13 protein-coding genes and 1 pseudogene are annotated in these 12,734 nt (G+C 67.9%); 10 read left to right on the forward strand and 4 right to left on the reverse strand.

Annotation, left to right across the window (positions count from 1 at the left end):
* Positions 1–266 precede the first annotated feature (266 nt).
* Together L324_RS17055 and L324_RS17060 are read left to right on the forward strand one after the other, a co-directional pair.
* Complete coding sequence (locus L324_RS17055; protein ID WP_037309006.1) at positions 267–938, forward strand: hypothetical protein; 672 nt, start codon at positions 267–269, stop codon at positions 936–938.
* A 3-nt stretch (positions 939–941) separates the two neighbouring features.
* A complete protein-coding gene (locus L324_RS17060; protein WP_051173933.1) occupies positions 942–1,544 on the forward strand; it encodes a class F sortase in 603 nt (200 codons plus the stop codon).
* A 79-nt stretch (positions 1,545–1,623) separates the two neighbouring features.
* On the opposite strand, the gene L324_RS17065 is transcribed toward L324_RS17060, so the two are convergent.
* Entirely contained in the window at positions 1,624–2,667 is a 1,044-nt protein-coding gene (locus L324_RS17065; RefSeq protein WP_037308797.1) for a patatin-like phospholipase family protein, read from the reverse strand.
* 54 nt (positions 2,668–2,721) lie between these two features.
* Complete coding sequence (locus tag L324_RS17070; protein ID WP_037308799.1) at positions 2,722–3,465, reverse strand: FadR/GntR family transcriptional regulator; 744 nt, start codon at positions 3,463–3,465, stop codon at positions 2,722–2,724.
* A 60-nt stretch (positions 3,466–3,525) separates the two neighbouring features.
* Here L324_RS17070 and L324_RS17075 point away from each other — a divergent pair, with 60 nt between their 5' ends.
* From L324_RS17075 to L324_RS17110, 8 genes are read left to right on the forward strand one after another with little or no spacing between them, the layout of a single operon-like run.
* The gene (locus L324_RS17075) at positions 3,526–5,016 is read left to right on the forward strand and encodes an ABC transporter substrate-binding protein (protein WP_037308801.1); all 1,491 of its coding nucleotides are present in this window, start codon (positions 3,526–3,528) and stop codon (positions 5,014–5,016) included.
* The gene (locus tag L324_RS17080; RefSeq protein WP_037308803.1) at positions 5,013–5,957 is read left to right on the forward strand and encodes an ABC transporter permease; all 945 of its coding nucleotides are present in this window, start codon (positions 5,013–5,015) and stop codon (positions 5,955–5,957) included. Before L324_RS17075 ends, L324_RS17080 begins: the two co-directional genes overlap by 4 nt.
* Positions 5,957–6,769 (forward strand): ABC transporter permease, encoded by an 813-nt coding sequence (locus L324_RS17085; protein ID WP_037308806.1) that lies wholly within the window; start codon positions 5,957–5,959, stop codon positions 6,767–6,769. The genes L324_RS17080 and L324_RS17085 overlap by 1 nt, the downstream gene beginning before the upstream one ends.
* A complete protein-coding gene (locus tag L324_RS17090; RefSeq protein ID WP_037308808.1) occupies positions 6,766–7,512 on the forward strand; it encodes an ATP-binding cassette domain-containing protein in 747 nt (248 codons plus the stop codon). Before L324_RS17085 ends, L324_RS17090 begins: the two co-directional genes overlap by 4 nt.
* A complete protein-coding gene (locus tag L324_RS17095; RefSeq protein ID WP_081736370.1) occupies positions 7,509–8,279 on the forward strand; it encodes an ABC transporter ATP-binding protein in 771 nt (256 codons plus the stop codon). Before L324_RS17090 ends, L324_RS17095 begins: the two co-directional genes overlap by 4 nt.
* Complete coding sequence (locus L324_RS17100) at positions 8,272–9,690, forward strand: aldehyde dehydrogenase family protein (RefSeq protein ID WP_037308811.1); 1,419 nt, start codon at positions 8,272–8,274, stop codon at positions 9,688–9,690. Before L324_RS17095 ends, L324_RS17100 begins: the two co-directional genes overlap by 8 nt.
* Complete coding sequence (locus tag L324_RS17105; protein WP_037308814.1) at positions 9,687–10,445, forward strand: SDR family NAD(P)-dependent oxidoreductase; 759 nt, start codon at positions 9,687–9,689, stop codon at positions 10,443–10,445. The genes L324_RS17100 and L324_RS17105 overlap by 4 nt, the downstream gene beginning before the upstream one ends.
* A gap of 10 nt (positions 10,446–10,455) precedes the next feature.
* Entirely contained in the window at positions 10,456–11,835 is a 1,380-nt protein-coding gene (locus L324_RS17110; RefSeq protein WP_037308817.1) for an amidase, read from the forward strand.
* A 90-nt stretch (positions 11,836–11,925) separates the two neighbouring features.
* Here the strand turns inward: L324_RS17110 and L324_RS43600 are convergent.
* Positions 11,926–12,054: pseudogene (locus tag L324_RS43600) on the reverse strand (CoA ester lyase); the annotation flags it as partial.
* Positions 12,055–12,095: 41 nt separating this feature from the next.
* Positions 12,096–12,731: a hypothetical protein gene (locus L324_RS42400; protein WP_152546881.1), complete on the reverse strand. Its 636-nt coding sequence runs from the start codon at positions 12,729–12,731 to the stop codon at positions 12,096–12,098.
* Positions 12,732–12,734: the final 3 nt, after the last annotated feature.

Here is a 12,734-nt window from a genome sequence, read left to right on the forward strand (position 1 = left end):
GGCAACCGTTCCGGCCGTTCGGGTGTTAACATTCCTTCGTCGCCGCGAGGCTTTCCCCTCTGTAGAGCGACATTCGGGTCCTTGTATCGGGTCGAGCCACCTCGGTGTTACCGGTTTTCCCGGTGGTTTTTGTCACTGTCCTTTCGCTACTGTCGTGCGGCGATTTCGGGCAGGATCGCGCTGTCACCCGAACGTGGGATTTACCCCCGGGTGGTCGCATGGTGGGGGTCACCATGCGTTGCGATGCCTCTCACTGGGAGATCACTTTGAAGAAGACGTTGGGCCGCCTCGCGGGCGCGGTGCTGGCCGGCGCCGTCATCTCGCTGGCCGTGACGCCTGCCGCGATGGCGCAGGAAACGACCACCACGCCTCCCGCGCCGTCGACCGAGACCTCGTCGTCGGCCCCGGCGGAGCCGTCCTACTCGGGTGGTCCGGTCACCTCGGGCTCGCCCGAGTCGAGCGCCCCCGCCTCGTCCTCGTCGCAGCAGCCGACGCCGACCAGCGGCAAGCCGACTTCCGGCAAGCCGTCGCCGACCACCACCTCCACCTCGGAGAAGCCGACCACCCCGCCGGAGGAGCCCTACGTCGACAACGTCGGCGCGGGCTACATCGGCGAGAACGGTGTCGGCGCGCTGGTCATCGCCTGCGCGTCGGGCGAGCCCGCCGCCGTTTCGGCGCCGGACTTCGACGTCGTGGACAGCAACCAGGCCGAGGACGACGGCCGCTACTGGGTCTACATCGTGAAGGTCAAGAAGTCCTTTAAGGGCAACTCGAGCACCTTCACCTGGACCTGTGACGGCAAGCCGGGCAAGGGCGACATCGAGTTCGAGGCGCCCATCGGCGGCGGCTCGGCCGGCACCCCCGGCAAGCCGGAGAAGCAGGTCAAGTACGCGCCCAAGGGCGGCATCGAGACCGGTTTCGGCGCCACCGCGGCCTGATCGATGTCGACGAAGTTTCCGAGGCGGGGTGGCCGCGCGGTCGCGGCCACCCTGATCCTTTCCCTCGCGCTGACCGGTTGCGGCACCGACGAGCCCGCGCCCGCCGCACAGCAGGCGCCGCCGGAATCGACCGTCCCGGTCACGAAGCCGTTCAGCGGCACCCGTCCGACGAACGTGAAGATCCCCAAGATCGGCGCCGAGTCGAATCTGATCGCGGTCGCGGTCAACAAGGACGGCAAGATGGCCGTCCCTTCGGCGAAGAAGCCGATGCAGGCCGCCTGGTACCAGCTTTCGCCGGTGCCCGGTGACGTCGGCCCGGCGATCGTGCTCGGCCACGTCGACGGCAACAAGCAGCCGGGCATCTTCTACAAGCTCAAGGACGTCAACCCGGGCGACGAGGTGCTCGTCGACCGTAGCGACGGCAAGAGCCTGAAGTTCGTGGTCGAGAAGAAGGACCAGGTGCCCAAGGACCAGTTCCCCGAGGACGCGGTCTACGGCAACACGGACAAGCCGCAGCTGCGGCTGATCACCTGTGGCGGTGTCTTCGACAAGGAAGAGCACAGCTACAAGGACAACATCATCGTCTACGCGAACCTGGTCGCCTGACCTGGGCTGAAAGCGTCCTTCACCGCATCTGACGCGGTGAAGGACGCTTTCGTCGCATCTGACTCGGTGAAGGACGCTTTCAGCCCAGGCCCGACTCCGGGTACGGGAACCCGGCGGGAGCGGTCGCCTCGGTGTCGACCCACTTCCGCATCCCGGCGTCGCAAGCCGCGTAACCCCAGTTGATCAACCGCTCCTGTGAAACTTCCGGCAGCTTCGTCAGCCGGGTGGGCGTCTCCGCCAGCTTGTGCGTGAGATCGACGGGCGCCGCCAGCGAATCCGCCAGCTCGAAGTTCTCCAGATCGACGTAGGTTCCCCAGTACGAGCCCGCGAAATCCTTCTCCACATAGGACTTCAGCAGCGCGCCGCGCCGCAGCTCGCGGACCTGGTTGTCGATCACGTCGAGGACGCGCAGCAGCTGCCGTCCCCAGTCGCGCTTCACCTTCTGCTTGATCTTCATCCGCTTGCCCGCGTCGCTGACCAGCACCGTCGCGTGCCCCTCGACCGGGTCCAGGCCGAGGTTGTCGTAGACGCCGGCGTCGCTCAGCACGATCTTCTTGCCCGGATCGGCCGAAAGCGGATCGTGGATGACCACCGGCGAGAGCATCGGGGGGAACGCCGACGACGCGGCCACCGCGGTCGCGAGCGGGATGTCGCCGTGCGGTCCGTCCTGCCGGAAGAACCACCACAGCGCGCCGTCCTGGAGGTTGGTCGCGGTGAACACGAACTGCGGGCCCGCCGGGTCGAGGTCCCTGAGGCAGCAGTCGCCGAACAGGTGCTTCGCGTACACCCGCGCGAGTTCCTCACCGGCGCTTCGCCACGGCATGGCCATGGCGAGCAAGGTGACCGGGATGTCGAGCCGGGTGCGCGCGAGATCGCGGACCGGGTCGACTACCCCGTCACGGAAGTTGTTCGCGACGCCGTTCTCGAAGTCGAGATCCGACCAGGCGTGCGCGAGCACCCCGGCCGCGATCGAGCCGCCGGAGACGCTGGAAAAGGTCGAGATCTTCGACAGCCAGCCGAGTTCGTTGAGCCGCCACAGGGCTCCGGTGTGGAACAGCATCGCGCGGTAGCCACCGCCGGACAGGGCGAGGCCGACACCCTGGCGGGTCGTAGAAGGCTCCATGGCATCCCCCACTTGAGCGAGTGTAAGAGGGAGTCGCCCGAACGCAGTGAGCCGTTACGACAACAGAGGCATCAAGAGACGACGTTGTTCTTCAGGGACATATTCGGCGTAGTTGTCGTACAGCGCCTGCTTCGCCAGCCGTGAGGCGCGCTCGCCGTCCGAGTCCCGGATGGCGCCCAGCACCTCTTCGTGATGGGCCAGCCAGTTGCGCATCAACTCCGTCCGGTCGTCGGCGTGCTCCAGTTTGTCCTCGATGAGTTCCAGCACGACGCCGCGGACGACCTCGCCGCTGATCACCAGCAGCGGATTCCCCGTCGCGCGGGCGATGGCCTCGTGGAAGGCGACGTCCGCGTGGCTGAATTCGGCGAAGCCCCGGGAGACCCCGGCGCGCATCGCCGCCAGCGCCGCGTCCAGTTCGGCGAGATGTTCTTCGGTCCTGAGCTGCGCGGCGAGCAGGTGTGCGGAACCGTCGAGGATCATGCGGAACTGCAGCAGCTCCGAAAGCCCGAGGTGGTCGGCCCGCGCCAGCCGGTGCATGGACCGGTGCAGTGCGGCGGGTGAAGCGGCCAGAACCTCGGGGCCGCGGGGATCGCCAGGCCGCGAACGGATCATTTCCGCCGCCTGCAGCACACGCAACGCCTCCCGCACCGTCGAGCGGCCGACGTCGAACTGGACCATCAGCTCGCGTTCGCTCGGCAGCCGGTCACCCGGTTTGATCCGGCCGCTGATCACGGCTTCCTCGATCTGTTCGACGACACGCTGGTACGCGCGGACAGGGGCGACCGGCTCGAATTCCATCTTGACCCTGCCGTCTCGTCTGGTTTACTGGTCAGACCAGTCTACCGGTCAGGGGGCAGGATGAAAGCCCGGATTCACGCGGCGGTGTGGGTGTCGCTGCTGGTGGCGTCCGGCTGCTCCGCCGGTTCGAGTGCCACGGTCGCCAAGGATCCCGGCACCCTCGCCGTCGGGTACACCGCCGAACCCGCGAACTTCGACTTCACCCGCACCGACGGCGCCGCCATCCCGCAGGCCCTGCTCTACAACGTCTACGAGGGCCTGGTGAAACTCGACGCGGACGCGAAGATCGTGCCGCTGCTGGCCGAATCGTGGACGGTCTCGGAAGACCGCAAGACCTACGACTTCAAGCTCCGGAAGGACGCCAAGTTCAGCAACGGCGCCCCGTTCACCGCCGAGGACGTCAAGTTCTCGCTGATGCGGGTGAAGACCGACTGGACCGTGTCGATCAAGTCCACAATGGACGTCGTCGACCGGGTGGACGTGGTGGCGCCGGATCACGCGCGGGTCGTGCTCACGAAACCCAGCAACGGCTGGCTGTTCAGCCTGACCAGCCGTCTCGGGGCGATGTTCAGTCCCACCGGCGTCGCGGATCTGGCGAACAAGCCCGTCGGCACCGGGCCGTACACGGTGTCTTCGCGGCGGCGCGGGGATTCCATCGTGCTCAAGGAGAATCCCGCGTACTGGGGCCGGAAGCCGGCGTACTCCACGGTGGTCCTCAAGTACGTCAAGGATCCGACGGCGCTCAACAACGCCTTGCTCAGCAACGGGATCGACGTCATCTCCGCGATCACCGTGCCGGATTCGATCCCGCAGTTCCAGAGCGACGACCGGTTCACCGTCGTCGAAGGCACGACGAACAGCGAGGTCACGCTCGCGTTCAACAACACCCGCCCGCCGCTGAACGACGTCCGCGTGCGGCGCGCGCTGTCCTACGCCATCGACCGGAAGGCGTTGCTGGACACCGCGTGGGCGGGTCGCGGCACACTCATCGGCAGTATGGTCCCGCCGACCGATCCCTGGTACGAGGACCTTTCCCGGGCTTACCCGTTCGATCCCGCGAAGGCGAAGGCACTCCTGGCCGAAGCCGGACAGCCCCATCCGTCGCTGCGCCTGAGGATCCCCAACCTGCCGTATGCCGTTTCGGCCGCGCAGGTGGTGGCGTCGCAGCTGGCGGACGTCGGGGTCACGGTGACGATCGAGCCGCTGGACTTCCCGGCGGTGTGGCTCAAACAGGTCTTCACCGACCACGACTACGACCTTTCGATCATCCAGCACGTCGAGGCGCGCGACATCGTGACCTTCGGCAGGCCGAAGTACTACTGGGGTTACGACAGCAAACCCGTCCAGCAGAACCTGGCGAAGGCCGACAGCGGGACGCCTCAGGAGCAGATCGACGCGATGCGCCAGGTCGCGCGGAGGCTGTCCGAAGACGCCGCCGCGGATTGGCTCTTCCTGTTCCCCAACGTGATCGTGGCGAAGAACAAGGTGACCGGGTTCGTGCGCAACCAGGTCAGCGAGTCCTTCGATCTCACGGGATTGGCGCCGCGATGACGGTCAAGATCGTGCGCCGGGTGGCGATCCTCGTGGCCAGTGTGCTGGTCGCGTCCATCGTGGTGTTCCTGTTCATGGCCGTGCTGCCGGGCGATCCGGCGCAGGTCGCGCTCGGCGTCAACGCGACCCCGGAACTGGTCGCGAAGACCCGCGCGGAATTCGGCATCGACAGGCCGCTGGTGACGCAGTACTTCGACTGGATCGGCGGTGTCCTGCAAGGCGACTTCGGCCGCTCGTACGTCACCCGCGAGGCGATCGGGCCGGCGCTGGCCGACCGGCTCGGGGTGACGTTGTGGCTGGTCGGCGCCGGAATGCTGGTGGCGCTGCTGATCGCCGTACCGGCGGGCACGTTCGCCGCGGTGCGGCACCGGAAGGCCGACGGCACCGCGGTTTCCGGGCTCTCGCAGATCGGCGTCGCGATCCCCGCGTTCCTCGCCGGCATCATCCTGGTGCAGATCTTCGCGGTCCAGCTGCGCTGGCTGCCTTCCGGCGGCTGGACACCGCCGGTGCAGGACCCCGGCGAATTCCTCCGCGGTCTCGTCCTTCCCGCCTTGTCGCTGGGACTCGTGCAGGGCGCGGTGCTCACCCGTTATGTGCGGTCCGCCGTGCTCGACACGCTCGGGCAGGACTACTTGCGCACCGCGCGTTCCAAGGGACTCAGACCGTTCCAGGCGTTGTTCCGGCACGGGCTGCGCAACGCCGCCGTGCCGGTGGTGACGGTGCTCGGCCTGCAACTGGCGACACTGCTGATCGGCGCCGTCGTCGTCGAGCGCGTATTCGTGCTGCCGGGTCTGGGCAGCATGCTGCTCGACTCGGTGGCGTCGCGGGATCTGTTGTCCGTGCAGGGGATCGTGCTGGTCTTGGTGGTCGGCGTACTGCTGGTGAACTTCGTGGTCGACGTCCTCTACACGGTGCTCGACCCGAGATTGCGAGGTTCCTGATGCGCAGTCGCAGCCTCGTCATCGGCGGTGTCCTGGTCGCGCTGATCGTGCTCGCCGCGCTGCTTTCGTTCGTCTGGACGCCGTTCGACCCGGTGAAGGTCGACGCGGCCAACCGGCTGCACGGCTTCAGCGGCTCGAATCCGTTCGGCACGGACAGCTTCGGCCGCGACGTGCTCAGCCAGCTGATGGTCGGCGCGCGGACGACGTTGTACGTCGGCGTGGTCGCGGTCGGCATCGCCGCGCTGATCGGGACGCCGCTGGGCATCCTCGCCGGGATGTCGTCACGCTGGCTGGGCGAGTTCGTCATGCGGGTCAACGATCTCGTGCTCGCCTTCCCCGCGTTGTTGCTGGCGATCATGTTCGGCGCGGTCTTCGGCGCGAACACGCTGACCGCCATGGTCGCGATCGGGATCGCGACCATCCCGTCGTTCGCGCGGATCGCGCGCTCCGGGACGCTGCAGGTGATGAGCAGTGAGTTCGTCCTGGCCGCCCGATCGGCCGGTCGTTCGCGGCTGAACATCGCCGCGAGGCACGTGCTGCCGAACATCTCGGGACTGCTGATCGTCCAGGCGTCGGTGTCGTTCGCGATCGCCGTGCTCGCGGAAGCGGCGTTGTCTTTCCTCGGCTTCGGCACGCGGCCGCCGACGCCGTCGTGGGGCCGGATGCTGCAGGAATCCCAGATGTTCCTGACCCTGCATCCCCGGCTCGCGCTCGTGCCCGGGATCGCGATCGCCGTCGCCGTCCTCGGCTTCAACCTGCTCGGCGACGGTCTGCGCGATCGTCTCGACCCCCGATTGGCGGCCCGGCTATGACCCTTGAAGTCGAGGGCCTCGGCATCGGCGGACTCGTTCGCGATGTCTCGTTCGGCATCGAGCGCGGTGAACGGGTCGGGCTGATCGGCGAGTCCGGTTCGGGGAAGTCGTTGACGGCGTTGTCGATCATGGGCCTGCTGCCTGAGGAACTCGCCGCGTCCGGTTCGGTGAAGCTCGACGGCCGCGAGCTGCTCGGCGCGTCGGAGAAGGAACTTTCGCGGCTGCGCGGCAACGAGATGTCGATGGTGTTCCAGGAGCCGATGACCGCGCTGAACCCGGCGATGCGGGTCGGCGCGCAGGTGGCCGAGCCACTGCGGATCCACCGCGGCGGCCGGAACCACCGTGCGGCGGCCGAGGCGTTGCTGGATTCCGTGGGTCTGCCAGAGACCTCCCGTGCCTATCCGCACCAACTGTCCGGCGGGCAGCGGCAACGCGTCATCCTCGCGATCGCGCTGGCCAACGACCCGAAACTGCTGATCTGCGACGAGCCGACGACGGCGCTGGACGTCACCGTGCAGGCGCAGATCCTGGACCTGATCCTCGACGGCGTCCGTGAGCGGGAGTGCGCGCTGCTGTTCATCACGCACGATCTCGCCGTGGTGGCGTCGGTCTGCGAACGGGTGCTGGTGATGCTGGACGGCGAGATCGTCGAATCCGGCACCACGCGCGAGGTCCTCACCGCGCCACAGCACGACTACACCAAGAAGCTTTTGGCCGCTTCGGATCTGGAGGCGAGCCGATGATGATCTCGGTGCGGAACCTCGAACGTCGCTACACACGTCGCGATGTGCATGCCTTGCGTGGCGTCTCTTTCGACGTCGAAGCAGGTCAGCGGTTCGGGATCGTCGGCGAGTCGGGTTCGGGAAAGTCCACTTTGGTCAGATTGCTGGCCGCGCTGGACAAGCCCACGGCGGGCAGCGTCTCGTTCCAGGGCAAGCGGATCGACACCCTGCCGGAACGAAAACTCGGCTTCCTGCGGTCGGAACTGCAGATCGTCTTCCAGGATCCGATGGGTTCGCTCGATCCGCGGATGCGGGTGCGCGACATCATCTCCGAACCGTTGGGGCGCCGGGATCCCGCCCGGGTTTCCGAGCTGCTGAAGTCGGTCGGCCTGCCGGAAGACGCCGCCGGGCGGTATCCGCACCAGTTCTCCGGTGGGCAGCGGCAGCGGATCTCGATCGCGCGGGCCCTCGCGCCGAATCCGAGCGTCCTGATCGCGGACGAGCCGGTGAGCGCGCTCGACGTCTCGGTGCGCAAGCAGATCCTCGACCTGCTCGCGTCGCTGGTCGAGCTGTATTCGCTGACGCTGGTCTTCGTGTCGCACGACCTCGGCGTGGTGCGGCACGTCTGCGACCGGGTCGCGGTGATGCGGCGCGGGGAGATCGTCGAGCTGGGTGACGTCGACCAGGTCTACGACGCGCCGGAACACGAGTACACCAGGGAACTGCTGGCGGCCGCGCCGAATCTGCGGGCCGAGCTGGCGCGGTTGCGGGGAGGGGACGATGCTTGAGTATCCGGAAGGGCTGCCGATCGGCGACGGCTGGGTGTCCACTATGGACGCTCCGGTGGTGTTCCCGTACGACGGGAGCGAGATCGGCCGCGCGCCGGTCGGGACGCCGGAGCTGGCGACGCGCGCGATCGACGAGGCCGTCGCGGTGTTCAAGCAGGTCGCGGCCTTGCCGTCGCGAACCCGGCGTTCGCTCCTGAACGACGTCGCCGCCGCTCTGGAAGCGCGGCGCTCCGAATTCGAGCAGCTCCTGGTGCTGGAGACCGGCAAGCCGCTGGTCGACTGCCGGGTCGAGGTCGCCCGCACGATCGTCACCTGGCAGGCCGCCGCCGAAGAGGTCTCGCGGCTCCACGGCGAGACCGTGCCCTTGGATCTGCTGCCGTCCGGCGATGGGCTGGTCGGCTTCTGGAAACGCAAGCCGATCGGCGTCGTGGTCGGCATCGCCGGGTTCAACTATCCGCTGCTGCTGGCGTCGCACAAGATCGCGCCCGCCATCGCGGCCGGTTGCCCGGTGGTGGTGAAACCCGCGCCGCAGACGCCCTTGGCGACCTTGTGGCTCGTCCATCTCGTCCGCTCGCTGACCGATCTGCCCGCGATGGTCCAGCTGGTCACCGGGGACGCCGCGGTCGGATCGGCGCTGGTCACGGACAGGCGCGTCGGCGCGGTGTCGTTCACCGGCTCCGCGCTGGTCGGGCACCGGATCGCGCGCGACGCGGCGCCCACGAAGACATTGCTGGAGCTGGGTTCCAACGCCGCCCTGGTGGTCGCGGACGACGCGGATCTCGACGCGGCCACCGACGCCGTCCTGCGCGGCGGGTTCTACGCGTCCGGCCAGGCCTGCATTTCGGTGCAGCGCGTCCTGGTCGTGGAAGCCGTCGCCCAGGAGTTCACCGAACGGCTGCTGGCGCGGCTCGGCGAGGTCGTCGCCGGTGACCCTCGCGACGACAAGACGCGGGTGTCGGCGCTGATCGACGCGGGTTCCACGCGACGCGTCCAGGAGTGGGTCGACAAAGCGACTTCGGCCGGTGCGCGGCTGGTCGGCGGCGGGGTGGACGGCGCGGTCCTGCGCCCGGCGGTGCTGCTCGACGTGCCCGACGGCCTCGAATGCTGGGACGAAGAGATCTTCGGCCCGGTGGTCTGCATTCGGACTGTGTCCTCTGTGGACGAAGCCTTCGACGCGGTCAACGCGTCGCGCTACGGGCTGCACGCCTCGGTGTTCAGCACGTCGTTGAAGACGGCGTTCCGCGCGCTCGACGAACTCGAGGTCGGCGGTGTGGTGGTCAACGAGGTGCCAGGTTTCCGGTCCGACACCATGCCGTACGGCGGGGTGAAGGACTCCGGGATCGGGCGGGAAGGGCCGCGGTTCGCGGTCGAAGAACTGACCGTGACGAGGATGGCGGTGCTGCGGCCGTGACTTATGAGAACCTGTTCCGTCTCGACGGAAAGCGAGCCGTCGTCCTCGGCGGCGGCAGCGGGATCGGCCGCGAGGCCGCGCGGGCGCTGGCCGCGCACGGGGCCGAGGTGATCGTCGCCGACCGCGATGTCGCCGCCGCCAAGGAAACCGGCGCGGGCGAGGCGTATGAGATCGACCTGCTCTCGGAGGGGGCCGCCGCACGTGCCGCCGCTGAACTCGGCGAGATCGACGTCGTCGTGCTGACCGCCGCGACCAACGTGCGCAAACGACTGCTGGAGTACACGCGCGAGGAATTCGACCGGGTGCTCGCGCTGAACCTCGGCGCGACGTTCGAGGTCGTCCGCGCGTTCGGCGCCGGGATGGTCGACCGCGGGCGGGGCAGCATCATCGGGTTCTCCTCGATCCGCGGCACCACCGTCGAGCCTGGTCAGGGCCCGTACGCGGCGACGAAAGCCGGTCTGGTGCAGCTCTTCCGCACGGCCGCGGCCGAGTTCGGCCCGGCCGGGGTGCGGGTGAACGCGATCGCGCCCGGCGTCGTCGAAACGCCGCTGACCGCGCAGATCAAAGCGAATCCGGACTGGTACGACGCCTACGCGACCAAGGGCGCGCTCGGCCGCTGGGCGCGTCCGGATGAACTCGCCGGCGCCGTCGTGTACCTCGCCTCGGACGCGTCGTCGTTCGTGACCGGCTCCGTCATGGCGGTCGACGGCGGCTGGACCGCGGTCGACGGCCGCTTCGAACCGCCCGCGACGTGAGGAGGCCGCTGTGCCGGAGTTGCCTGATCTGACCGCCGTCGAACTGGTCGCGCACTACCGCGCCGGGACGCTTTCGCCGGTCGAAGTCACCGAAGCGGTCCTCGCTCGCGTCGAGGCGCGCGAACCCGAGCTGCACGCGCTCTACGCGTACGACCCGAGCGGCGCGCGTGAAGACGCGAAGTCATCCGAGAGCCGCTGGCACGCCGGGGAACCGCTCGGCCCGATCGACGGCGTTCCCTTGACGCTCAAGGAGAACATCGCGACCCGAGGCACGCCGGTCCCGCTCGGCACGGCCGCGACCGCGCTCCCGCCCGCGTCCGAAGACGCCCCGGCGGCCGCCCGCGTGCGTGAGTCCGGCGGTGTCCTGCTGGCCAAGACGACCATGCCGGATTACGGGATGCTGACGTCCGGGCTGTCGAGTTTCCACACCGCGTCGCGGAATCCGTGGGATCTCGCGCGCACGCCCGGCGGCTCCAGCGCCGGAGCCGGTGCGGCGGCCGCCGCCGGTTACGGCCCACTGCACGTCGGCACGGACATCGGCGGCTCGATCCGGCTGCCCGCCGGCTGGTGCGGTCTGGTGGGGCTGAAGCCGAGTTTCGGCCGGGTTCCGGTGGATCCGCCGTTCCTCGGCCGGGTCGCCGGGCCGATGACGCGCACCGTCGCCGACACCGCGCTGCTGATGAGCGTTCTGTCCGGTGTGGATGGTCGCGACCACCTTTCGCTGCCGCCGTCGTCGCTGGACTGGGAGTCGCTGTCCAGCGAGGTCAAGGGGCTGCGGATCGGGCTGCACCTCGATCCCGGCGTCGGTCTCCCGGTGTCACCCGAGATCCTCGCGGCCGTCACCGGCGCCGCGCGGGCGTTCGAGGCGGCGGGTGCCGTGGTCGAGCCGGTTTCGCCGTTCCTGCGGCGAGAGATGCTCGACGGGCTCGACACCTTCTGGCGTGTCCGCGCCTGGTCGGACATGTCCGCGCTCCCTGAGGAGCGCCGCGCGAAGGTCCTGCCGTACATCGCCGACTGGGCCGCGGGCGGCGCCGACGTCAACGGCGTCGACGCCTATCGCGGCTTCGCGCAGATCGACACCATCGCCGTCGCGACCTTGCGCGCGACCGAACGCTTCGACGTCGTCCTGTCGCCGACCTGCCCTGTCTCGGCTCCGCCCGCGGAGTGGCCTTCGCCGACCAACGACCCTCGGCGGCCTTTCGAGCACATCGCGTTCACCGTGCCGTACAACATGTCCGGCCAGCCCGCGGTCTCGATCAACTGCGGCTACACGAGCGACGACCAGCCCATCGGCCTCCAGATCAGCGGCCGCCGCTTCGCCGACCTCGACGTCCTTCGCGTCGCTGCCGCCTACGAAACCCTTCGCCCCACACCCCGCCCCTGGCCCTGACGCCCGCTCCCTCGCCCCTGACCACCCGCATTTCGTCCTCTGGAGACGGTACTTGCCCACGCAACGACCGCATCCAGAGGACGAAACGCGTCAGCGGCCGATCGCCTCGGCCAGTGCCAGGATCCGCCGCGCGTTCTCCACGTGCAGGTTCTCGATCATCCGCCCGTCCACGGTCACGACGCCCTATCCCTGTTGGGCCGCCTGCGCTTCTTCACACGCCTTCACACGCCGCGATGATCACAATGACCGCGCAGCCTCGGTCAGGCGCCGGGTGGTGTCGGTGGCGTTGACGAGTCGCCGTTGGCGTGGCGCACCGGCGTGATGTCTTCAATCGACGGAAAATTATCGGTTTCGGAGACACGTATCGACCGTCGGATCACCTCGACCTGCTCGAAGTACGAGTCGAGTTGTTCTGCTTCGGTTTTGCCGAATAAGGCCGGTCGGTCCAGTAGGCGCCTGCGAAGATCATAGAACTCTGATTCGCCATGTCGGAAAGCCTTGAAATTGTTCTCGACGCGGAACGCCCGGGAAAACGCCAGAAGGATTGCGGCATGTGCTCCAATGGTTGTGACCAGCCATTTCGACTGAGGGTCGCCGGTTATGGCTTGTGCCAGAAATGGAACTGAAGCGGTTGCTAGCGTAATCCAGATAAGGCAGTAATTATAGAACGCCTTATGTTTTGCGGTCTGTGACTTCCAGTAGGATAAGGCGCCGTGCATCCGGTCGTAATGTTGCTGAAGTCGGACTTTGGCATCATCGGAAAAGTGTGGTGAATCATCGAATGACGGCCCGCCTGGATGAAGCTCTACGTCTTTCAGAAGAATTCGTGCGACCGGCGCAAAGCTCCCTGTCGAGGCAAGGACATAGATGATGAGGGCGATGGTCCATCCGTTCATGGG

Source organism: Amycolatopsis orientalis DSM 40040 = KCTC 9412 (assembly GCF_000478275.1).
GTDB classification, from domain to species: Bacteria; Actinomycetota; Actinomycetes; order Mycobacteriales; family Pseudonocardiaceae; genus Amycolatopsis; species Amycolatopsis orientalis.